Here is a 23,155-nt window from a genome sequence, read left to right on the forward strand (position 1 = left end):
TCCTCCCACATACGGCATTATAAGTTATAAAACCCTTCCAAGCAGGCTAAAAGGAAGGGTTTAACTATTATTCGGATTCATTATTGATATTAATCCATAAGCGCTGATGAACATATTGTTCTGCGTCCACAGGGTATTCAAGTTCCACACCGTTAATCATAATCTTAAGATCTGGCGCATTTCCAACATTAAAATAAATTTTATCTGTGCCGCTCATGTCAATTTCATGTGGTGAGTTTTCTTCACCAAAAGCGGCGTTATAAACAGCCTGATTGTCAGCATCCCTGACTTCAAGCCATGTATGCCCATCAGATTCCAGTGTCACGATTATCTCATCTCCGGCATTGTTAAGCTCCAATTCTGATTCAGGTGAAGAACCTGTTCCCTCTTCAATAACCGTAAATTCCGCTTCAGTCTGTGTTTCTTCATCACTTGCTTCCTCATCAGCTGCCTCTTCGGAATCAGCAGGTGATTCAGAGGAATTATCATCCGCTGCCTGATCATCATTTTCGTTATTCGAATTGCTTTCATCATCCGGATTATTAATAATAATATTATCATCCTGCTCATCCTGAGGATTTGTATCATTATCAGACATATTTTCTTTTATTAAAAACCATGCTACAAAGAAAATACCAATAATTAATAACACAACAATGATTGTTGGAAAAATAGAAAAAATCGCCGGACTTTTATCATTATTGTTCTCTTTTCTGGATCGCTGTATTCGTGTATATTGTATATCACTTTCTTCTTCTGTCTTTGGAATCTCCTCTTTATATTCTTCCAGTAAATCATTCGAGTTAAGTCCTACCGCATTTGCGTACTCCTTAATGAACGCTCTTGTATAGAACTTACCTGGGAGAATATGGAAGTTTCCTTCTTCAATAGCCAGTAAATATCTTTTTTGAATTTTTGTTGTTTCCTGCAGGCTGTCCAAGGAAATATTTTTGGCTTCTCTGGCTTCCTTCAGTCTTGCTCCTATTTCCATAAATAACACCATCCATTTTAAAAATCGAACATAGAAAACCCATTTTGCTGACTGAAACTGCTATCTTCCACAGGTTCGTATGTAATTTCCTCATCCTCATGACTGCGAAGTTCAATAATATAGTCAAAATCAGCCATATTATATTCTGTAGCCTGAACAAATATATCCGGATGCTCTACTACTTTTATCGAAGGAAGCTGCATAATTTCCCGTATAAGCTGCCAGTGTTTTTCATTGGCGCGTCTTTTTGAAACAACTCCATCAATGATATAAATATTATTTGTGCTGTATTCCCCTTCGATTAATTGACTTCTTACCGTTTGCTTTAGCAAGGTACTGGAAACAAACAACCAGCGTTTATTTGCACAGACACTTGCGGCAACTACTGATTCCGTTTTGCCAACCCGGGGCATACCACGAATTCCAATAAGCTTATGTCCCTCTTTTTTATAGAGTTCAGCCATAAAATCAACGAGCAGTCCAAGCTCATCCCGAACAAAACGTATTGTTTTGCGGTCATCTGCATCCCGGTGGATATATTTCCCATGTCGTACTGCTAATTTATCCCGAAGCTTTGGTTTCCGAATTTTTGTTACCTTAATTGTATCCATCGTTTGTAATATTGATTTTAATCGTGTAATATTTTCATCGTATTTGGAAAGAAGCAGCATCCCTCTTCTTCCATTCTCTACGCCGTTGATTGTAATAATATTAATAGACAGCATTCCTAATAAAGAAGAAATGTCACCTAATAGTCCAGGACGGTTAATTTGAATTTCATACTCAAGGTACCATTCTGTTTTTTCCATAATTAGCTCCTTTTACATGCATACTTTATTCATGTTAACCAATCCAATTTATAAATGCAATATATACTCTATAATAAATGATTTTCGGGCAAGTGAAAAGAGATTAATCGCAGAAATAAAAAGAAGCTGCAATTTATTGCTTACAGCTTCTCAGATCTTCGAGTTTCTTTAGACGTTTCCATTACCCTGATTTTGAACAAGCTTAACCATTGTATTGGCAATTGCCTGTTGTTCGTCTTCAGAAGCAGCATTCCATAATTCCCTCAGTACTGCTTCCTCATTATTTTTTGCATCAACACTTTGGGCAAGATAATCCCCGACTTCATGTGCGACATTTTGAATCGTCTGCTGGCTCATTCCCTGCTGCTGAGCCTGCTGAAGTTTATTAGCCAAAAAGCCTTTCCATGTATCAAAATTATCCAGAACTGACATACATCTGCCTCCTTCATTTTTTTACATGTATAGTATCTGGAATAACACCCCAGTTTATGCATGAAAATATGAAGTTTGGCTTTGGCTGCCCTTACCATCCCCCGGTAATATTAATAATTTCACCCTGAATATAACCGGAGTTTTCGTCTAATAAAAATTGTACGGTATTTGCCACTTCGCTTGGTTTTCCAGCGCGATTAGCTGGTATTTCTGAAATCACAGCTGCTTTTTCTTCAACCGACAAATTATGATTCATTTTTGTCTCAATAAAACCCGGACTGATCGCATTTACGGAAATGCCACAGGGAGCTGCTTCCTTGGCCAATGCTTTTACAAAACTATTTTGTGCTCCTTTTACAGAAGAATAAATGACTTCATTACTTGCACCTTGTTCGCCCCAAATGGAGGTGATAAAAATTATTTTTCCAGCCTGGCGTTTAATCATGGAAGACAGCAAATGCTTCGTGATCATCCATGGAGCCTTAATATGCAATGCAAGCATTTCATCCATCACATCTTCAGAAGCTTCCTGGAATAGTCCATAATATGCCATGCCGCTGGCGAAAATAATTGAATCAACAGGAAACACAATTTCAGTCAGCAATTTTTTTATTTCGGATTCAATAGTTAAGTCAGCCTGAAGCACAGAAATTACACATTCTTTATCTGTATTTTCTCTGAAACGGTCAATCATTTCCCTGTTTTTATTATAGTGAAGCAATAATTGGTAACCATCTGCTGCCAGCTGTTCGGCAATAGCGATTCCAATATCGCCGCTGGCTCCAATAATCAGTACATTTTTCCCCATTATATCTCCCTACCCAGCCATAATTTTACAAACTGCAATCCGGTCTTCTTTAATCCACCCCTGGATAAACTGATTGACTTCCTGAAGCGTTAATTTTTGAATGGCAGGTATAACTTCAAAAAAGTCTATATCCATTGTATTGTAATGGATATATTTATTAGATATAAATTCCAATGAGTTCATGGCACGCAAAAACTGACCAATTTTTTTCTTTTTCATTCGTCCAAATTCCTCATCAGAAAGTGATGCAGTATTCGTAGACAGCAGCATTTCTTTTACTTTGTTCACAAATTGATCAGGCTGTTCTGTATTACTGCCGATCAGTGTGTAACCAAAGTTTTTCTCAAGGTTCGTTTCGTAATGAAAACTATCATCTATAAGGCTGCTATGATACAGATCCTGATAAAATTGTCCGCCTTTTGAAAAGTAATAATCCAATACCATACTTTGCAGCAGATCTCTTTTCAGGAAATCTTCTTTTGCCATTTCAGATGCCGACTCTTTAATTCCAATCGTGCATTTTGGTATCGATACAGGCATTGTAATTTTATTTTCCTTCATGGCAACTTCTGTTGGCTCATCTGGGAATTCTCTTTTTATTGTATCCATTTTTTTAAATGCTTTTGCTTGCTGATTACTTCGAATTAGGTCCATCATACTCTCAGGCTCAAAATTTCCTGCTATAAAAAGTGTCATATTTTCTGGATGATAAAAAGTGTTGTAGCAAGTATAGAGGTCATCTTTCGTAATGGAATGAATGGATTCAACTGTACCGGCAATATCAATATTTACTGGATGACTTTTAAACATGGCCTTAATGGTTCCCATAAATGATTGCCAATCCGGCTGATCATCATACATCTTAATCTCTTGAGCGATAATGCCCTTCTCCTTCTCTACAGATTCCTCTGAAAAGTATGGTGCCTGAACGAAATCGATTAGTGTTTCCACATTCTTTTCAATATTATTTGTTGCCGAAAATAAATAGGCAGTTTTTGTAAATGAAGTATAGGCATTTGGAGAAGCACCCTGCCGGCCGAAATCGGCAAATACATCCCGATCCTCTTTTTCAAATAATTTATGTTCCAGGAAATGTGCTACGCCTTCAGGAACTGTCACCAGTTCATCTTTCCCTATTGGTTCAAAGGTCTGATCAATAGAACCGTAATTTGTGGAGAACAGCCCATAGGTTTTAGACATCTCCTGTTTCAGAAGCAAAAATACATGCAAACCATTATCCATTTTTTCTGTATAAATTGTTTCATTTATTTTCTCATATGTTTGCTTATTCATTGGGTGCAGCCTCCTCACTTGTTAATAAATATACCGTATCTTCTTCAATTTTACCCGCTGCTTTAATCACATCATCTTTTGTTACTCTTCTGATGTTTTCAATTAACTGTTCAGGAGGGAGTTCTTTTCCTGCCAGCACCTGCTGATACAATAGTTCAATTAGTCCATATGAATGATCGATCGTCTCCAGCAGCTGGCTGATAATCAGCTCTTTCGTTTCTTCCAGTTCCTTATCTGTAAAATCTCCATCCTTCATGGCACTCAGTTGCAATTTAATGATATCTTTTGCTTTTTCAAAATCAGCTGGTGCAATACCGCTGAGCACAAACAGCAAGCCTTTTTGACTTTCAATCCGGGAAGCAGCATAATATGCCAGACTATTTTTCTCCCGTACATTAATGAATAATTTGGAACTCGGAAACCCTCCAAAAAGTCCGTTAAATACTTGCAGTGCAAAATAGTCCTGATCCCGGTAGGTGGTATTCGTCCGGTAGCCAATATGCAGTTTTGCCTGCTGAATATTTTGCTTTTCAATAATTTCCTTTGGCTTATCCGTTTGTTTTTCAACAGGCTTCAGCTGCTGTACGGTATCCTTTTTTTCCCCACGATTCATTGATGATACTATTTTTTCACCAATCGTATTTTCATCAAAATCTCCCAGCACATAAATATCCAGCTGATCTGCTGCAAGCATCTCTTTATAATAATCATATAAACCTTCTGGGGTTATCGAGCTTAGATCCTCTTCATAACCATGTACATGCAGCTGATAGGGTTCCCCCTCACACATTTCATCAATTAATCGCATATTTGCATAGCTCATTTTATCATCCATGATGGCATTCATCTTTTGCCTGAGTGTTTCCCTCTCACGGTTAAACGTATCCTTTTCAAAAGCCTTGCCATCAGCATTTGGCTGGAAAAGAAATTCACTGAAAAGTTCTAAAGCTTCATTAATAATAGATGATTCTTCTGGAATGAATTTTTCATTGGCAAGCTCCATGCGAAGTGTAATCACATGATTTTCACCTTTTTTCCCCCCGTCAACTGAAAGCACTGCCCCGTACAGTTCATCGAGTTTAAGCTGAAGTTCCTTGCGGCTTGGATAGCTTTTTGTTCCCTGTCTTAAAATATAGGGAAGCAAGGCTCTCTTCGTAATGGTTTCACGTTTTAATGGTGCTTTTAATTTCACTGCAATATTAATTGTCTTAAATTTATTGCTTTGGATAAAATGAATATTCAATCCATTTTTTTTCAACCTTTTTTCTTCGACATTAATCATTACATATCCTCCAGTACATTATAATCTATTTTATTCTGCACATATTTACCAGTTGTCATCCATTATACGGCAAAAAAAACTGACTTGCTATGAATACATAACAAGCCAGTTTCGTATTAATTATCTGCTTCCCTTTATATACGGCTCTCCATTTGCTCTTGGTGCATCTGCACGGCCGATAAATCCTGCTAATGCAAGTATTGTTAAAACATATGGTGCAATAAGCAAGAAAACCTGCGGCACACTTTCAAGAAGTGGAATATTGCCTCCAATTACACTTAAACTTTGAGCAAATCCAAAAAACAATGCTGCTCCCATAGCACCCAGTGGATGCCATTTTCCAAAGATAACAGCAGCTAGTGCCATAAACCCTTGTCCAACAATGGTTGAATGAGAGAAGTTCGAAACGATGGTTAGTGCGAATACAGATCCGCCCAGACCACCTAATGCACCAGAAAGAATAACAGCAATATAACGCATTTTATAAACATTGATGCCATTTGTATCTGCAGCCATCGGATGCTCTCCAACAGCCCGCAGTCTTAAGCCAAACGGTGTTTTGTACAGAACATACCATGCAATGAATGCGAACAGGATCGCAACATATGATGTGGTATAAATCCCCTGGAAGAACATTGGTCCGATCAGCGGGATTTCGGACAGCAATGGAATGTCGGTTCTGAAAAATGGTTCTGTTACCATATCTGTCTGCCCTTTGTCATACCATTGTTTTGTCAAATAAACTCCTATACCTAATGCAAGCATATTAATAGCTACACCACTAACTACCTGGTTGGCATTAAATGATACAGAGGCCACTGCGTGGATAATGGAAAATATAGCACCAATAACAGATGCAACAAGAATGGAAATCCAAGGTGTCCACGATCCAAAAACGTCAGCAAATGTCAGGTTAAACACAATACCTACAAAAGCCCCCATTACCATTAAACCCTCCAGACCGATGTTTACCACACCGGAACGTTCACTGAATACTCCGCCCAAAGCTGTGAATATCAGAGGTGCAGAAAAGAATAAAACTGTTGGAATAAGTGATTGCAATATATCAATCATTTATTTCCCCTCCTTTTTGAAGCGAAGTAATATCCAGCGAATGATATAACTGGAAGCTACAAAGAAAATAATAAGTGCAATAATAATATCTACTAATTCCGTAGGTACACCTGCACCTGTTGGCATCTGGCCGGCACCTTCTTTTAAAACACCAAACAAAATAGCTGCCAGTATAACCCCAAAAGCATTATTTGCACCAAGCAGTGCTACAGCAATACCATCAAACCCAAGATTCGTAAAACCGGACATGATAGAAATTGTGCCATATGTGCCAAGACCTTCCATAGCCCCAGCCAATCCTGCAAATGCACCGGAGATCACCATGGATAATATAATATTTTTACTTACATTCATTCCGGCATATTTGGAAGCATGCTGGTTAAATCCAACAGCTTTTAATTCATATCCTATCGTTGTCCGCTGAATTATGAACCACATGGTAACTGCAGCAAATAAGGCAATTAGGATACCATAATGCATCCTGGAAAAGTAAGTCAAACCCTGCAGCCATTCGGAAGCCAACGAAGCTGATGGAGAAATTGCATCAGTTGTCGTTTCCTGCTCTGTCAATACATTCCGGATAATTTCATTTACAGAATATAATGCAATATAGTTCATCATAATTGTTACAATTACCTCATGTACACCGAGCTTAGCTTTTAAAAGACCTGGTATAAAACCCCAAAGAGCTCCTGCTGCCAATGATGCCAAAATGGCAAGCGGAAGGTGAATAATCATTGGTGCATCGATAGCCAGTCCAACCCATACTGCGGCAAGCCAGCCAACGATAACCTGACCTTCTGCACCAATATTAAATAATCCTGTACGAAAAGCGAAGGCTACAGCCAGACCTGTAAGAAGCAATGGAGTGATTCTTCTGACTGTCTCTCCCATTGTAAATGCATCACCGAAAGCGCCATTCCACAAAGCTGTATAGCCAAGTATTGGATTATAACCGGAGATGAGCATAATAATCGCTCCGGCGATCAGCCCAAGCAAAACAGAAATAATCGGTATTAAAATGGTAAATAATTTATTACTCTTTGTCATGTGATTCACCTGCCCCACTAGCCTTGCTTCCTGCCATAAGGAGGCCAAGCTCATGTTCATTTGTTTCTTCAGGTTTCATTGTGGAAACAATTTTACCATCAAACATAACTGCAATTCTGTCACTGACATCAAGTATTTCATCCAATTCAAAGGAAACAAGTAATACAGCCCGTCCTTTATCCCGCTCTTCAATCAATCTTTTATGGATAAATTCGATCGCCCCTACATCAAGTCCTCGCGTCGGCTGTGCTGCAATTAATAATTCAGGTGAACGATCAAGTTCACGCCCAATTATTGCCTTTTGCTGGTTTCCACCTGAAAGAGCTCTCGCTTTTGTGAATTCGCTTGGTGTACGCACATCATATTCCTCAATTATTTCCTTCGCTTTTTTGTATATTTCTTTATAATCAAGGATTGAAGCTTTTGAATATGGCTTTTTATAATATGTCTGCAAAACAATGTTTGCCCCAACCGGATAATCCAGTACCAAACCATACTTATGCCGGTCCTGTGGTATATGTCCTATGCCACTTTCGGTAACTTTCCTTGGTGACAAATTTTTAATGTTTTTGTTTTTTAAGGTAATGGAACCGGATTCACTTTTTCTGAGACCGGTAATAGCCTCAACCAATTCAGACTGACCGTTTCCATCAACACCAGCTATTCCGACAATTTCACCGGCACGGATCTCAAGATCCAGTCCTTTTACCATACTTACCTTTCTAGAATCTTTAACAACAAGGTTTTCAATTTTAAACACAGTTTCTTTAGGTTCTGCAGGTTTCTTTTCAGTTTTAAAAACAACATCTCTGCCAACCATTAATGATGCAAGCTTGGAAACACTTGTATCGGCTACATCAACCGTCCCAATTCCTTTTCCTTTCCGGATTACTGTACAGCGGTCACAAACCTGCATAATTTCTTTTAATTTATGTGTAATTAATATAATCGATTTTCCTTCAGCAATCAGTGATTGCATTATTTCAATAAGCTCGTGAATCTCCTGTGGTGTCAATACAGCAGTCGGCTCATCGAATATTAATACATCTGCTCCGCGATAAAGCGTTTTTAATATCTCGACACGCTGCTGCATCCCGACAGAAATATCACTTATCTTCGCAGAAGCGTCTACCTTCAGACCATATTTATCGGATATCTCCTGTACTTCCTTTTCTGCTTTTTTTATATCGATTTTCCCTTTTTTGGTAGGTTCATTGCCTAGAATAATATTTTGCGTAACTGTAAATGGTTCTACAAGCATAAAATGCTGATGGACCATGCCAATTCCAAGATCATTAGCTATATTCGGGTTTGTAATACTAACTTTTTTCCCTTTAACACGAATCTCACCTTTTTCAGGCTGATATAAACCAAACAGCACGTTCATCAACGTTGATTTACCTGCACCATTTTCACCTAATAATGCATGTATTTCTCCTTTTTTCAGTTGAACTGTAATATCGTCATTTGCAACGATTCCCGGAAATTCCTTTCGTATATTCAGCATTTCTATAACGTATTCCACTATAGCTCACCCCTTTAGATACCATATGACTTTTTAATTAATAGTTTTTGCAAATTGCCAAATGAAAAGGACAATCATGTAATTGTCCACTTCATTTGAAAATTTTAACAACGGAAATTTAATGCAGGAAAGGCTGAAATAATCAGCCTTTCCTTATTATTTTTATCCCGCTAAATGAAGATTCATTTTATAGTCCGTCTACAAATGCTTCCGTTTCTTCACGGGTTTGAGGAACTTCTACTTCCCCGCTAGCAATTTTTTCTTGCCATTCTTCTACTTCGCTGACAATATCATCCGTCATTGCTTCTTCATTTGTCGTAGCAAAACTTATAGCTTCTTCTTCCAATCCGAATTCCAATACTTCACCACTAGGAAATTCACCATTCATCGTTTGGTTAGAAACATCCTGTACAGCAACGTCAACACGTTTAACCATGGAAGTTAACGTTACATTATGGTCACCGATTTGTCCTTCTTCATGCTGATCACGGTCAACACCAATTACCCAGATTTCACGGTCAGGATCATTTTGTTTAAGGTCTTTCGCTTCGTTAAATACACCATTTCCTGTTCCGCCAGATGCATGGTAAATTATATCAATATCGTTATTGTACATATTAGAAGCAATAATTTTTCCTTTAGCAGCATCACCAAATGATTCTGCATACTCTACTTCAATTTCAATATCAGGATTTACAGATTTAGCTCCTGCAATAAATCCAGATTCAAATTTATTTATTAATGGTGAATCGATTCCGCCAACAAAGCCTAATTTGTTTGTGTTTGTTTTAAGGGCTGCAGCTACACCAACCAAAAATGAACCTTGATGTTCTTTAAATGTAATACTCACACCATTATCCGCTTCAATCGTATCATCAACTAATGCAAAATAAGTATCAGGATATTGATCTGCAACCTTTTGCAGGTCTTCTTTCAATTCAAAACCAATACCAAAGATTAAATCATATTCATCACGAATTAAACGGTTTAAGTTTGGAATATAATCAGCTTTATCATTGGATTGTGCATAATCTATTCCATTCCCTTTAGAAAGACCATGCTCTTCTCCCCAAGCCTTCAGTCCTTCCCATGATGATTGGTTAAACGATTTATCATCAACACCACCAATATCTGTTACCATTGCTGCAGAGAAATCTGTTGATGATTCTTCACTATCCCCTTCATTACCGCTGGCTTCACTTTCACTTTCACTTTCAGATCCGCCGCCTCCACAGGCTGCCAGAATCAAACCAAGACTCAAGAGTAATGCAAACAATAAAATAAACTTATTTTTCCTCAATCTAAATACCCCCATTTTGGATGATTTTAAAATAGTATACTTCTGAAATCTGATATGCGGTATCTGTGTTGACAATCACCTCCTAAAAATGGATGTTCAGCATATATTACATGAATGCCCTTACATACGCTTTCTGAGAACATGAAAACTGAATACATCCGAACGAAAGTAATTAGAAGAATATAGTACAGGTTCGTCATCTTCTGTATAATGCATTTGCTTTAATAGTAATAAAGACTGTTCTGGATCACATTCCAAAATATTATAAATGCGTTCATGATAACCAATTGGTTCGATGTATGTAACGGCATATGCAATGTGCTTTCCAGCATATTCTTCCATCAGCTTAAATAAAGAGTCTTCCGTATGAACTCTTTCCAGAGGTATTAATTTCTCAGGCACCTTATCGATGCAAAATACAACAGGTTTATTATCAGCTGTTCGAACCCGTTCAATTTTCGCCAGTATCTCAATTTTTTCTGGTAAAAATTTATTTCTCTCTTCTTCTGTCGGCTCCTGGAATTCCGTTGTTAAATATTGTGAACCGGCCTTTTTCCCAGATTGTTCGATCATATAGGTAACACTGTTTAACTGTTCTATCCCAGATGAGTAGATCGGCTTGGGATTAACAAAAGTTCCTACACCATGCTTTCGTGATACTACGTTTTCTTCTTCCAATATCCTTAAAGCTTCTCTCAATGTAGCACGTGACACACCCAATAATCTGGACAATTGAAATTCGGATGGCAATTTTTCCTTTTCTTTATATTTACCGCTTTCAATATCCCGCTTTATTTCATCTATTACTTGTAAATATAAATGTCTAGAATCAGATTTAATCGACATACAGAACCCCCTTTTACTGATAATCTATTAAAATTAATTTTTAAGAGATCCGACCTCTGACGTATGACTATTTTGTCCGTAATTACTATACCATTAATAACATAATAAATAAATAGAAATAGGACAAATTTCTCACTATTTTTTTTACTAGTTTGTGAGATTATCAGTACACATTTAACCAGAAAAAAACAAGTCCAAAATAATATTGAACTTGCTCTTTTCGATTATAATCCCTATGATGACCGCTCTTCCGTAGCCTGTGATATTAAAACAGTTCTTGGTTTACTTCCTTCATACGGTCCAACTATTCCTCTGTCTTCCATAGCATCTATCAACCTGGCTGCACGTGTATAGCCAATTCTGAACCTTCTCTGAAGCATCGAAACACTGGCGCTTTGCATTTCAGTTATCAGCTGTACAGCGTCATCATATAATTCATCATCTACTTCCTCAGTAACTTCATTTGTGTCTTCCGGAATCATTTCTTCCTGATAGGATGCTTTTTGCTGATCAATACAGTGGTCAACAATTCTCTCTACTTCATCATCAGAAAGGAAAGCACCTTGTACACGATGAGGTTTTGATGAACCAACCGGAAGGAAAAGCATATCTCCCCTTCCCAGCAGTTTCTCAGCACCACCTGAGTCCAGAATGGTGCGTGAATCTGTTTGTGAAGAAACACTAAATGCTATCCTTGAAGGAATATTAGCCTTAATAACACCTGTTATAACATCTACAGAAGGACGCTGGGTCGCTATAATTAAGTGAATACCGGCAGCCCGCGCCATTTGTGCAAGCCTTGTAATAGCGTCTTCCACATCATTAGATGCAACCATCATCAAATCTGCCAATTCATCTACCAATACAACGATATACGGCAGATTTGGCTGCTTATCTTCTGAAGTCTGATTATATTTACGAATATGTTCATTATATCCTTCAATATTACGAGTCCCGGTATCTGAAAATAATTCATATCTTCTTTCCATCTCTGAGACAACTTTCTGCAGGGCTCGGGAAGCTTTTTTTGGATCTGTTACTACAGGTGCAAGCAAATGCGGGATTCCATTATATACATTTAACTCTACTTTTTTCGGATCAATCATCATCATCTTAACTTCATGTGGTTTTGTGCGCATTAGAATAGTTGTAATGATTCCATTTACACAAACACTTTTACCACTGCCTGTCGCGCCGGCAATTAAAAGGTGTGGCATTTTATTTAATTCTGCCATTACAGCATCACCGGATATATCACGGCCTAGAGCAAATAACAGCTTGGATGTTTGTTTGTTCATCGTGCTGTCAAGTACTTCACGGAGTGACACCATGGCAATTTCCTTATTTGGCACTTCAATGCCGACCGCAGATTTTCCAGGAATCGGTGCCTCAATCCGAATATCCTTCGCTGCAAGTGCAAGAGCCAGATCATCATGCAAGCTGACAATTTTGCTTACTTTCACACCAGCTTCCGGATAAACTTCATATTTGGTAACAGCAGGTCCTACATGCACTTTTGTTATTTTTGCCTTTACACCGAAACTGTTAAAAGTACGCTCCAGCTTTCTGACTGTTGCCTGTATCTGGGATTTTTCTTGCTGCTGGGAGTTATGTGCAGGCTCGGCCAGTAAATCAGGGGATGGAAGTTCATACTCATGATTCTCCACCTCTGTCATCGGCATGTTTTCTAAATGTACGTCCATCTGCTTATCTTCTTCCGGCTCTGCCTTTTCAGGAACCTTTTCATTTTGCTGTTCAGGATTAGCATATGCAATGTCCGTAAAGTCCTGTATTAAAGGCTCATCCACAACAGTATCTTCTTCCCGAATTAAATCTGTTTCTGCAGCGTTTTCCTCTTTTAATCTGCGTTTCTCAACCCTGGAAGTCTTCCATTTTTTTCGATAGTTTTTTAGAATTGCAGCTGTTTTCTTCCATATCCTAGAAAAAATATCTCCTAATGATAGTTCTGTCATGAAAATAAAACCAATTATTATCGTAAATACTGCTACTATCTTCGCGCCTGCCAATGAGAACAAATAATTACAAAAAGTAAATAATAATGCCCCGGCCATACCTCCGCCGATTTGGACTGCTGATCCTTCACCTTCAATAAAAGCAAAGAAGTTATCCCAGGTTGTCCCTATAATGGATACATTCCCCGAATTTACTACCAGGCTTTCAAATGTTTGAATATGTGTCAGCAGCAATATCCCGGAAAATAGAATATAAAATCCTACAATCTTTTTATTGGAAAAGTCAGGGTACCTCCGTTTAGCTACTAATATAACTCCAGTGATCAGCAAAAATATAGATGCAACAAAATACCAGATGCCTAAAAAGAAGCGAAATATATGCTCAAGACCCCCTGGGATTGCACCATCACTGATTGCACTGGCTCCACTTCCAAAAATTGCAAGAAAAATAAACAACAGTCCCAATAATTCAAGTTTTAGCTTTTTTTTAAGTTTGCTTTTCTTTCTTTTTCTCTTCTTTGCCATTTTCTCACCTCTATTTGAAAGGCTGGTATAGTTGAACAGTAAACCCCTGCCAAAAAAGTGGCAAGGGCATTCGTTCGATAGTTATACTAAATTATACCATAAATTAGTATTTCATTCAGAATGGAAATTTTTCTTCCTGTTAACACCAAATAAAGTTACTGAATAATGCTTCCTGGTGTATACTTTTCATTCATGTAATCCGCCGGGTCTGTTGAAAGCAGCTGGAGCAGCATATAAGAACCGTCCGACTGTTGTTCTACATAAAAAGACTTGCCCTCCACAGAAATACATTGTCTGTTTGAAAAATCATCTGACGCCTGTGGAAATATATCCGATTGAGCTAAAGGAGTATATAAGATCATTGTATCACCTGGTTTTCCGATTTTTGATTTTGGCTGATTAACTCATTCAATTTTTGCATTGCTTCCTTTATACCGCCAACTCCATCAATTAACCCATAATCAACTGCATCTGTCCCGACTACATTTGTCCCAATATCCCTTGTTAAATTACCTTTGGCAAACATAAGATCTTTGAACTTTTCTTCTTTAATGTTGGAATGATTAACTACAAAATTAATGACCCTGTCCTGCATTTTATCAAGATATTCAAAGGTTTGCGGTACACCAATCACCAGACCTGTCAGCCGAACTGGATGTATGGTCATTGTTGCTGTTGGAACAATGAATGAATGACTCGTTGCTACAGCTATTGGCACACCAATCGAATGGCCTCCCCCCAACACAACAGAGACAGTTGGCTTTGAAATCGAGGAAATCATTTCAGCAAGAGCCAGTCCTGCTTCCACATCCCCTCCGACTGTATTTAGCAATATGATTAAACCCTCAATTTTCGGATTCTGTTCAATTGCAATCAGCTGTGGCAGCAGATGTTCATATTTAGTCGTTTTATTTTGCGGAGGCAGTTGAACATGTCCTTCCACCTGTCCAATAATCGTTAGTACATGAATATTTGAGTCAGGAGCCTGTGGTACATTAGATTGTCCCAATTGCTGAATCTTTTGAACCAGTGCAGATGAATTCTGCTGCTGTCCCTGGTTTTCTTCTTCTTTTTTTTCTGTATCTTTATTCACTTACGAACACCCCTCATCATTAGTAAACTTGGCTTATCGCTAAGAACTTAATAGCGAAAGCCTTAGTTGTACTTATACTGATTTTCAAAATGATTTAATTTCCTATCAGTATAAAATAATCAATCTACAAGTAGTATGAGCATAAATGATGAGTTACATGTAAAAAAACCGGCTAAATACCGGTTTTTATTGTATTAGTATTTTTTTCAATTCTTCCAGTTCTGCTTTCGACAGTTTTACCAGCGGCAGTCGTACACCTCCAGTTTCTATCCCCTTCAGCTGTAATGCAGTTTTTACCGGTACAGGGGAAGGTGAGCGAAAAAGCCCATTCATTATCGGTAATAGCTTACGATGTGCTTGGGCCGCCTTTTTTATATTTCCCTGTTTATATAATGTGACCATTTCTTGCATCTTATCTCCAATGATATGGGAAGCTACGGAAACAATACCTTGAGCTCCGATTGAAAGCAAAGGCAGTGTAAGCCCATCATCTCCGCTGTAAACACTGAAGGCATCATCGGTATTTTCAATAACTTCTGCTGCTAAATCCAAATCACCACTGGCCTCTTTTAAAGAGACAATGTTATCAATCCTGCTCAAGTTTATTATTGTTTCCGCACTCAGCTTAACCGCTGAACGACCTGGAATATTATATAGCATCACCGGCAGTGATGTTTCCCTGGCTATTGTGGAAAAATGTTCATACATTCCCTCTTGATTCGGTTTATTATAATATGGAACAACAAGCATGACCGCATCAACACCGCTTTTTTCCGCTTCTCTGGTTAATTCAATGGAAGCTCGCGTATTGTTGCTGCCGGTACCGGCAATAACGGGTACTCTTTTGTTAACAATCTTTACAACATGTTTAAAAAGAATAATTTTTTCTTCTGCTGATAAAGTTGGTGATTCTCCAGTTGTTCCCGCAATCACAAGACCATCTGTTCCCTTTTTAAGCAAATATTCAATTAAGATGGATGTCTGTTCAAAGTCAACTTGACCATTCTTATCAAATGGAGTCACCATTGCAGTTAAAACACTGCCAAAATCCATTTTCTTCACCTTTCTTTTTCGGTCTGTTCAAAAAAACGACTAAACATTTTTTGAACAGACACCATTATATCCCTATGATGACAAAATTCCGATATTTGACTGCTTTCTGGTTTTGCTTAAATCAAATTCTTCATGCAATGCATTCACTGCTAAAACCAGATCTTCTTCATGGATAAGCACCCAGATTGTTGTATAGCTATCTGCTGATTGTAGTATCTGTACATTGGCATCAGTTAATGCTTTTACAATCCTTGATGCTACACCGGGAACTCCAGTCATTCCCGCACCCACTGCAGAAACCTTTGCGCAATTTTCTGTGATTTCTGGTTGAAACCCTAATGATTTTAATATGTTTACAGCTTTTTTTGTAGATGATTTTGGAATGGTATACGTAACTCCTGTTGGGGAGATATGAATGAAGTCAACAGAAATTCCAGATTCAGCCATAGCTTTGAATACATTCGATTGAAGATGATATTCCTCTTCCTTTGTAGGAACAATTATTTGGGTAATTGAAACAATATGAGCAATGCCTGTAATTAGACGATCAGGAATATCTATTTCCTGTTCCGGGATGTTGGATGAAGTAATCAGTGTACCTTTCTCGCTGGAATGGGTAGATCTGACTTGGAGAGGAATTTTAGCCTGCATTGCAATTTCAACGGCACGTGGATGAACTACTTTTGCACCTTGGTATGCTAAATTGCAGATTTCAGTATACGTAACAACATGTAATGGACGAGCACTCTTTACAACCTTGGGATCTGCGGTCATAATTCCACTCACATCCGTAAATATTTCAATGCGTTCAGCATAAAGAGCAGATCCAAGAGCTGCAGCAGTCGTATCACTGCCTCCCCGTCCTATTGTCGTAATTTCGCCACCTGCTGTCTGTCCCTGAAATCCCGCGACAATAACAACATCATTTTTTTTCAGCTCATTTACAATCCGGTTCTTATTCACTTTCTTAATTTTTGCGTGATTAAAATCATCTGTTGTAAGAATACCTGCATTTGCGCCAGATAATGCAGTTGCCGATACGTGGTGTTTCTGCAGTTCATTTGATAAAACAACTGCAGAAATTACCTCACCACAAGACATCAGCATATCAAGCTCACGTTTTGAATTATTCGTATCAGGGAAGTTAACCAGATCAAGTAATGTATCTGTTGCATATGGATCTGATTTCCTCCCCAATGCAGATACTACAACAACAAGTTTATACCCTTTAATTAAAGCATCTTTAATATGTTTAATAACATGCAATCTGCTTTCCTCGGACTGAACAGAAGTTCCTCCGAATTTTTGAACTAATATCTGCATTGTAACACCTCTTACGTTACATTATAGCCAGTTATTTTTAATAAGACTTTCGGCAATTTGCACCGTGTTCAAGGCAGCACCTTTCATTAGATTATCTGATACTACCCACATATGGAATCCTTTATCATTATCTAAATCTTTTCTGACGCGGCCTACAAAAACACTTTCTTTATTTGCTGCACTTAATGGAGTTGGATAAGTCTGGCTGGCTGGATCATCTTCAAGTACCACTCCTTCAGCTGATTCCAACGCTTCCCACAAATCAGCAACTTTTACTCCTTCTTTATCCACTTCCACATAGATACTTTCAGCATGTGAGGTAAAGAAAGGCAAACGTACACATGTTGCAGCAACTGACAGCTCTGGTGCATGCATGATTTTCTTTGTTTCATTAATCATCTTCATTTCTTCAAACGTATAGCCATTGTCTTGGAATACGTCAATTTGAGGCAAAGCATTAAATGCAATCGGGTAATGCTTTTCATCACCTTTTACAGGTAATAATTCTGCTGTCAGATCTTCCCCATCTAAAAACTGTTGTGCTTGTTTCTCTAATTCCTGATTAGCCTGTGCGCCTGCACCGGATACTGCCTGATATGTTGAAACAATTACCCGGTTTATCCCAAACGCATCCTGTAATGGTTTAAGAGCTGCAACCATTTGAATGGTCGAACAGTTTGGATTTGCAATAATCCCCTGATGATTTGATATATCTTCCTTATTAACCTCAGGTACCACAAGCGGCACATTTTCGGCCATACGGTAGGCACTTGTATTGTCAATAACAACTGCTCCATGCTTTACTGCTTCAGGTGCCAACTGCTTAGACACTGAGCCACCAGCTGAAAACAAGGCAATATCTACACCTTTGAAACTCTCTGGAACAGCCTCTTCTACTAGTAATTCTTTATTTTTAAAAGACACTTTTTTCCCTGCAGATCTTTTAGATGATAAAAGCTTTAACTCATTTAAAGGAAAATCCTTATCTTCTAAAATTGTCAGGATCTTCTGCCCAACAGCACCTGTTGCTCCAACGATAGCTACATTGTATAGTTTATTCTCTGTCATTTCTGACTGCTCCCTTCCTATTAGAAAAATACTTAAATTGTTCTTAACATTGTATTTTATCATAAAATACTTACTTATGGGGAATTATTACTGGCTGAATTTGTTTATGCAAAAGGGCTGCCTTGACAGTATCCACCAAAGAATCCCAGTCAGCCACCATTGAATTAGGCTTTTTAAAAGGATTATCCTGGCCGTATGGTATAAAATAAATATATTTGCTTGCCATTAATCGCATTAAATTAACACCATTTAAGCCAAGGGCATCATTAGTAGTTAAACCCAGTACAACAGGACTTTGATTTCTCATGGTTGACTTTGCTGCCATTAGAACGGGGGAGTCTATTAATGCATTTGCTAATTTACTTAAGGAATTTCCAGTCAAGGGAGCAATCACCATACAATCCAGCGGTTCTTTCGGTCCAAGGGGCTCTGCTCCCGGCATTGTTGAAATCACCTGTTTTCCTGTTATTGACTCAAGCTTTTCGATATGCTCCTCTGCTTTACCAAATTTAGTATCTATATTTTTTACTGTATAGGAAACAATTGGAATTACTTCTGCTTTTTCAGCCATTAATTTTTCTATTTGCGGAAAAATAAGTCTATAAGAATGATGAGACCCTGTTAAACCAATACCAATCCTTTTTCCTTCCAGATTCATTTTTCTCCTCCCTCTTTTTGCAAAAAGTGCTTAATAACATCAGCCAATATTTTTCCGGCAGTCTTAGGGGCAACAATTCCAGGTAAACTCCGCGCCAGAATTGCTTTGATACCTCTTTGACGGGCATATTCAAAATCAGTACCACCTGGCTTTGATGCAAGATCAAATATGATGGCATGTGTAGGCAGCTGTTGAATTGCCTGACGGTCAACAACTGGGGCAGGGATTGTATTTATTAATAAATCGCAGTCCTCTGTGTATTGGTCAAGCTGATCCAACGGTACTGCATGTAAGCCCATCTCAGTAATTCTTGCCAGATCCTTAATACTGCTTGCACTGACAGATACTCTCGCACCAAGAGCGGAAAATTTATTTGCTACCGTATTTCCGACTCTTCCAAAGCCAGTTACAATCACACGTGAAGAATGAATTGTATAATCAGTATGTTCGATTGCCATCATAATTGCCCCTTCTGCTGTCGGAATTGAATTATAGATAGCAACATCATCACGATCCAGGAGGGATATCAAAGAAACTCCAGCTTCCTTTGCTGCATCAGACAAATAATCATTAGCCATTCCTGTAAAGACAAGTGCTGATTTTTTTAATTGCTTAAACCATTGTTTTGTCAGCAGGATCGGCTGATCAGAAAACACAGTTTCCACATTACCCTCGGAATCTGTTCCGGTAATAGGCAAAATTATTCCATCCACATTTTCTAATTCCATATCTTTAAAGTCCATCTGAGTTAAGCCGGTAAAACCCTGTTCCAATTTATCATATCCCACAAGTATAATCGTTGTATTATCCAGCCCTTGCAATTGCCGTATTAATTCAAGATAACGGGCATCACCACCGATTACAGCTATTAATCGACTCATTCCAGTAATTACCTCCAGACATACTGTTCATAATATCATTTCTTAATAGCTTATGTGTTTGCAGGCTGATAGTGATAGGGATTTTCAAAAAAATTTCAGGATTTATTCTAATCTATATCAACAATCTTATCTTGAACTTAATTTCTTTTAACCACAGTTGATGTAAAGTGCGACATAATTGGTATCTGCTATAATCGCCGTTCGGGATCGCTCCGGGCGGATGCTTTCCGCGGGCACGGCCTCAGCCTCCTCGAGAAAACCACTCTGCGGGGTCTTCGGACACGTGCTATTCCCGCAGGAGTCACCGCCCTCCGCTCACCCGAACTGGTGAGGCGGTTAGATACTTTGTATATTATTACTAATGCAATTCATCAGCAGTAATCGGACCATCAGCCGCCCACGGAAAGCGTAGTGTATTTCCGCAGCGGTAGCTCAACATCATATTAAGTATTAAGTTACGTCGCAGTCTATAGATTTTGCGAAAAAATAAAATCTTTTCGTTTAGGGTGAACATATTTTTAATTCCAAAAAGAGGCATAAAAAAAGGCAGTATCTATTTTACAGATACAACCTTTTTCATGCAGATTTTTCAATGTTATTCGAATTCGTCAGATTCCACCATTATCATATCTTCGCCGATCTTTTTAATTGAATTCCAATGGATTTTTGTTTCCTCCCCCTCTTTTTTTAATCCAAACCACTTATAATTCGGTATAATGAAAGCTTCAATCTGTCCGGTTCTCTCATTAATTTCCAGATCCGTCTGTCCCAGTATTCCAAGCCTTGTTCCCTGGTTTACATTAACAATTTCCTTTCCGCTGATATCTTTATATCGCATATGCTTCCTCCTCATCATGTACAGGTAGTAAATGTATATGCAAAAAAAACTAACCTATGTTTAACAATAGGTTAGTGAGTCATTTTTGGTGCTATTAAAGCTGTAGAAGCTGAATTATTAAATATTTCTTCAATAACCTTTTGAATAGAGTCATGATTAACATCATCAATTTCTTTAATCATCTCATCCAATGTCCGGTGACGGCCCAGCAGTAATTCATTTCTTCCATTTCGGTTCATTCTGCTGTTAGTACTCTCAAGACTAAGCATTAAATTTCCCTTGAGCTGTTCTTTACTATTTTTTAATTCCTTTTCTGTCAGCCCGTTTTTGATGAGCGTATCTATTGTTTTATCAATCGTATCTTTAAGTAATGGCAATTGTTCTTTGCCTGTTCCGGCATAGATAGTAAGCAGCCCATTATCAAGGAAAGATGAATGATAAGAGAAAACAGCATAAGCCAATCCCTGTTTTTCCCTGACATCCTGAAATAATCTAGAACTCATGCTGCCTCCAAGTACATTATTCATGATGACTAGGCTATAAATATTTTCATGGCCAATTTCCAGCCCATCAAAACCTAAACATAAATGAGCCTGTTCCGTATCCTTATTACGTTCAATATTATTTGCCAGAAACGCAGGTTTAATAATATCTGTATGTTCTTTACTTGATTCAAAGGCTCCAAAATATTCTTCAATGCGGTTTATAAATGATTCCTCAACATTTCCGGCTACTGAAACTACAACATTCTCTGGAGTATAACGCTCCTTTATATATTCTCTTAATGTATCAGGATTGAACGTATTGAGATGATTTTCTGTTCCAAGGATGGAATACCCTAAAGGATGTTCTCCATAAGACGCTCTTGCCAATAAATCATGGACAATATCATCCGGCGTATCTTCATACATCTTTATTTCTTCAAATACTACTTTTTTCTCACGTTCCATCTCTTCCTCGTCAAAGGTTGAATGGAAAAACATATCTGCCAGAATTTCTAAAGCATAATCTTTATGTGTATCCAAAACTTTTGCATAAAAACATGTATACTCTTTGGAAGTAAATGCGTTTACCTGACCGCCAATAGAATCAAAGGCCTCTGCAATATCCTGTGCAGTTCTTGTTTTTGTACCTTTAAAAAACATATGCTCAATAAAATGTGAAATCCCATTATTTTGTTCCGTTTCATTTCGGGAGCCAGTAAGCACCCATATTCCAATTGTAACGGAGCGAACTGCTGGAATTTTCTCCAATACAATTCTTAAACCATTTTTACTCGTATGTTTTTCAACCAATTTCCTGCCTCCTATATGTTACCTTTCTTCACTCAGTAAATTTTCAATTGTACTTATTTTGTACCCTTTATCTTTTATTTGTTTAATTAATTCATTCAGACCATTAACAATGGAAGGTGTCGGGTGCATTAATATTGTTGCACCTGGGTGTACTTTACTATTCACTCGGTTTATCATAACAGAAACAGATGGATTCTTCCAATCAATTGTATCCACCGTCCAAAGGATTGTTTCCATTTTTAAATGGTGTGCTGCCTGTACAACCTGATCATTAAAACTCCCTCCTGGGGGGGCAAACCATTTAGGTGTATCTCCAACGATTGCTTCAATAATTTCATTTGTCTGGCTGATCTGCTCCACGATCTTCTGATTCGACAATCTGCCCATATCCGGATGATTATATGCATGATTTCCAATCACATGCCCCTGCTCATCAATCATTTTCACCAGTTCAGCATTAACCTTTGCCCACTTTCCTTCAATGAAAAACGTTGCCTTTACCTTATTCTCTTTTAATATATTCAATATTTCCGGAATATACTCAGTACCCCAGGAAACATTAATTAAAAATGCTACCATTTCCTTTTCAGGGTGTCCGCGGAATATCGGGGATGCTGGCAGTTCATTCAAAGATATTTCAGGAGATTCCTGTTCATAAACAAGCAATGACTCGTCAAAAATTCCCTCTTTCTTCATCTTTTCATAGGAATCTTCCACATTTACTGAAAGACCGTTTCTGCCAGGTGTTTTTTTCCAGACATCGTCAATATAAGCATTTTGCGGAGGTTCTGTAAACTGACCGCTTTTATCCTGGATAGAATTATACAGTTCATCTATTGTTTTGGCAGCCTGTGATAACCCATCCGTTTCATTCATAACAAATGGATTATATTCTGAATTAAATGCAACGGACACAATAATAATAAACACTATAAAATTTACAAACCATCTATACCGATACAACCTAATCTCCCCCTTGTTCATACATATGAAAAAGAGGGACAAGGTATGATATGTCATCAATGCAAAAAAAAAGAA

22 protein-coding genes are annotated in these 23,155 nt (G+C 38.0%); all 22 read right to left on the minus strand.

Annotation, left to right across the window (positions count from 1 at the left end):
- Positions 1–67: 67 nt before the first annotated feature.
- The 22 genes from CIL03_RS03670 to CIL03_RS19740 all read right to left on the minus strand — a co-directional run bounded on the left by CIL03_RS03670 (position 68) and on the right by CIL03_RS19740 (position 23,080).
- The gene (locus tag CIL03_RS03670; RefSeq protein ID WP_094883852.1) at positions 68–991 is read right to left on the minus strand and encodes a helix-turn-helix domain-containing protein; all 924 of its coding nucleotides are present in this window, start codon (positions 989–991) and stop codon (positions 68–70) included.
- Positions 992–1,008: 17 nt separating this feature from the next.
- On the minus strand, positions 1,009–1,800 hold the full coding sequence (locus CIL03_RS03675) for a DUF3388 domain-containing protein (RefSeq protein WP_094883853.1): 792 nt from the start codon (positions 1,798–1,800) through the stop codon (positions 1,009–1,011).
- 168 nt (positions 1,801–1,968) lie between these two features.
- Entirely contained in the window at positions 1,969–2,232 is a 264-nt protein-coding gene (locus CIL03_RS03680) for a DUF3243 domain-containing protein (protein WP_094883854.1), read from the minus strand.
- Between the two features lie 91 nt (positions 2,233–2,323).
- Positions 2,324–3,040, minus strand: coding sequence for an elongation factor P 5-aminopentanone reductase (ymfI, locus tag CIL03_RS03685; protein ID WP_094883855.1), 717 nt, complete (start codon positions 3,038–3,040; stop codon positions 2,324–2,326).
- A gap of 9 nt (positions 3,041–3,049) precedes the next feature.
- Complete coding sequence (gene yfmH, locus CIL03_RS03690; protein ID WP_094883856.1) at positions 3,050–4,333, minus strand: EF-P 5-aminopentanol modification-associated protein YfmH; 1,284 nt, start codon at positions 4,331–4,333, stop codon at positions 3,050–3,052.
- Positions 4,326–5,615 carry an EF-P 5-aminopentanol modification-associated protein YfmF gene (yfmF, locus tag CIL03_RS03695; protein ID WP_094883857.1) on the minus strand — a complete coding sequence of 430 codons (1,290 nt, stop codon included), beginning with the start codon at positions 5,613–5,615 and terminating at the stop codon, positions 4,326–4,328. The genes yfmH and yfmF overlap by 8 nt, the downstream gene beginning before the upstream one ends.
- A 120-nt stretch (positions 5,616–5,735) precedes the next feature.
- Positions 5,736–6,689 (minus strand): ABC transporter permease, encoded by a 954-nt coding sequence (locus tag CIL03_RS03700; protein WP_094883858.1) that lies wholly within the window; start codon positions 6,687–6,689, stop codon positions 5,736–5,738.
- Positions 6,690–7,739 carry an ABC transporter permease gene (locus tag CIL03_RS03705; protein ID WP_094883859.1) on the minus strand — a complete coding sequence of 350 codons (1,050 nt, stop codon included), beginning with the start codon at positions 7,737–7,739 and terminating at the stop codon, positions 6,690–6,692.
- On the minus strand, positions 7,726–9,264 hold the full coding sequence (locus CIL03_RS03710; protein ID WP_094883860.1) for an ABC transporter ATP-binding protein: 1,539 nt from the start codon (positions 9,262–9,264) through the stop codon (positions 7,726–7,728). The genes CIL03_RS03705 and CIL03_RS03710 overlap by 14 nt, the downstream gene beginning before the upstream one ends.
- Positions 9,265–9,451: 187 nt before the next feature.
- Complete coding sequence (locus tag CIL03_RS03715; protein ID WP_240507987.1) at positions 9,452–10,564, minus strand: BMP family lipoprotein; 1,113 nt, start codon at positions 10,562–10,564, stop codon at positions 9,452–9,454.
- A gap of 120 nt (positions 10,565–10,684) precedes the next feature.
- A complete protein-coding gene (locus CIL03_RS03720) occupies positions 10,685–11,410 on the minus strand; it encodes a GntR family transcriptional regulator (RefSeq protein WP_094883861.1) in 726 nt (241 codons plus the stop codon).
- A 233-nt stretch (positions 11,411–11,643) separates the two neighbouring features.
- Positions 11,644–13,908, minus strand: coding sequence for a DNA translocase FtsK (locus CIL03_RS03725; RefSeq protein ID WP_094883862.1), 2,265 nt, complete (start codon positions 13,906–13,908; stop codon positions 11,644–11,646).
- 155 nt (positions 13,909–14,063) lie between these two features.
- Positions 14,064–14,270, minus strand: a complete 207-nt coding sequence (locus CIL03_RS03730) for a YlzJ-like family protein (protein WP_094883863.1) — start codon at positions 14,268–14,270, stop codon at positions 14,064–14,066.
- A complete protein-coding gene (locus CIL03_RS03735; RefSeq protein WP_094883864.1) occupies positions 14,267–15,001 on the minus strand; it encodes a ClpP family protease in 735 nt (244 codons plus the stop codon). Before CIL03_RS03735 ends, CIL03_RS03730 begins: the two co-directional genes overlap by 4 nt.
- 186 nt (positions 15,002–15,187) lie before the next feature.
- Entirely contained in the window at positions 15,188–16,054 is an 867-nt protein-coding gene (dapA, locus tag CIL03_RS03740) for a 4-hydroxy-tetrahydrodipicolinate synthase (RefSeq protein WP_094883865.1), read from the minus strand.
- 72 nt (positions 16,055–16,126) lie between these two features.
- Positions 16,127–17,377 carry an aspartate kinase gene (gene dapG, locus CIL03_RS03745; protein WP_094883866.1) on the minus strand — a complete coding sequence of 417 codons (1,251 nt, stop codon included), beginning with the start codon at positions 17,375–17,377 and terminating at the stop codon, positions 16,127–16,129.
- A gap of 21 nt (positions 17,378–17,398) precedes the next feature.
- Complete coding sequence (gene asd / locus CIL03_RS03750) at positions 17,399–18,445, minus strand: aspartate-semialdehyde dehydrogenase (protein WP_094883867.1); 1,047 nt, start codon at positions 18,443–18,445, stop codon at positions 17,399–17,401.
- A 70-nt stretch (positions 18,446–18,515) separates the two neighbouring features.
- Positions 18,516–19,103 (minus strand): dipicolinate synthase subunit B, encoded by a 588-nt coding sequence (dpaB, locus tag CIL03_RS03755; RefSeq protein WP_094883868.1) that lies wholly within the window; start codon positions 19,101–19,103, stop codon positions 18,516–18,518.
- A complete protein-coding gene (gene dpaA, locus CIL03_RS03760; RefSeq protein ID WP_094883869.1) occupies positions 19,100–19,984 on the minus strand; it encodes a dipicolinic acid synthetase subunit A in 885 nt (294 codons plus the stop codon). The genes dpaB and dpaA overlap by 4 nt, the downstream gene beginning before the upstream one ends.
- Before the next feature lie 595 nt (positions 19,985–20,579).
- Positions 20,580–20,822: a YlmC/YmxH family sporulation protein gene (locus CIL03_RS03765; protein WP_094883870.1), complete on the minus strand. Its 243-nt coding sequence runs from the start codon at positions 20,820–20,822 to the stop codon at positions 20,580–20,582.
- Positions 20,823–20,893: 71 nt separating this feature from the next.
- The gene (locus tag CIL03_RS19735) at positions 20,894–22,117 is read right to left on the minus strand and encodes a M16 family metallopeptidase (protein WP_165767888.1); all 1,224 of its coding nucleotides are present in this window, start codon (positions 22,115–22,117) and stop codon (positions 20,894–20,896) included.
- Positions 22,118–22,135: 18 nt separating this feature from the next.
- Positions 22,136–23,080 carry a polysaccharide deacetylase family protein gene (locus tag CIL03_RS19740; RefSeq protein ID WP_165767889.1) on the minus strand — a complete coding sequence of 315 codons (945 nt, stop codon included), beginning with the start codon at positions 23,078–23,080 and terminating at the stop codon, positions 22,136–22,138.
- Positions 23,081–23,155 lie beyond the last annotated feature (75 nt).

The sequence above is a fragment of the Virgibacillus indicus genome, from assembly GCF_002266285.1.
In the GTDB taxonomy this organism is placed as follows: Bacteria; Bacillota; Bacilli; order Bacillales; family Amphibacillaceae; genus Virgibacillus_K; species Virgibacillus_K indicus.

Coding starts and splice junctions, on each gene's coding strand:
- yfmF (WP_094883857.1), bottom strand. CDS start 5,615: ATGATTAATGTCGAAGAAAAAAGGTTGAAAAAAAATGGATTGAATATT.
- yfmH (WP_094883856.1), bottom strand. CDS start 4,333: ATGAATAAGCAAACATATGAGAAAATAAATGAAACAATTTATACAGAA.
- CIL03_RS03675 (WP_094883853.1), bottom strand. CDS start 1,800: ATGGAAAAAACAGAATGGTACCTTGAGTATGAAATTCAAATTAACCGT.
- dpaA (WP_094883869.1), bottom strand. CDS start 19,984: ATGAGTCGATTAATAGCTGTAATCGGTGGTGATGCCCGTTATCTTGAA.
- asd (WP_094883867.1), bottom strand. CDS start 18,445: ATGACAGAGAATAAACTATACAATGTAGCTATCGTTGGAGCAACAGGT.
- CIL03_RS03720 (WP_094883861.1), bottom strand. CDS start 11,410: ATGTCGATTAAATCTGATTCTAGACATTTATATTTACAAGTAATAGAT.
- CIL03_RS03700 (WP_094883858.1), bottom strand. CDS start 6,689: ATGATTGATATATTGCAATCACTTATTCCAACAGTTTTATTCTTTTCT.
- CIL03_RS03765 (WP_094883870.1), bottom strand. CDS start 20,822: ATGCGATATAAAGATATCAGCGGAAAGGAAATTGTTAATGTAAACCAG.
- dapA (WP_094883865.1), bottom strand. CDS start 16,054: ATGGATTTTGGCAGTGTTTTAACTGCAATGGTGACTCCATTTGATAAG.
- CIL03_RS03680 (WP_094883854.1), bottom strand. CDS start 2,232: ATGTCAGTTCTGGATAATTTTGATACATGGAAAGGCTTTTTGGCTAAT.
- CIL03_RS03725 (WP_094883862.1), bottom strand. CDS start 13,908: ATGGCAAAGAAGAGAAAAAGAAAGAAAAGCAAACTTAAAAAAAAGCTA.
- CIL03_RS03670 (WP_094883852.1), bottom strand. CDS start 991: ATGGAAATAGGAGCAAGACTGAAGGAAGCCAGAGAAGCCAAAAATATT.
- ymfI (WP_094883855.1), bottom strand. CDS start 3,040: ATGGGGAAAAATGTACTGATTATTGGAGCCAGCGGCGATATTGGAATC.
- CIL03_RS03730 (WP_094883863.1), bottom strand. CDS start 14,270: ATGATCTTATATACTCCTTTAGCTCAATCGGATATATTTCCACAGGCG.
- CIL03_RS03705 (WP_094883859.1), bottom strand. CDS start 7,739: ATGACAAAGAGTAATAAATTATTTACCATTTTAATACCGATTATTTCT.
- dapG (WP_094883866.1), bottom strand. CDS start 17,377: ATGCAGATATTAGTTCAAAAATTCGGAGGAACTTCTGTTCAGTCCGAG.
- dpaB (WP_094883868.1), bottom strand. CDS start 19,103: ATGAATCTGGAAGGAAAAAGGATTGGTATTGGTTTAACAGGGTCTCAT.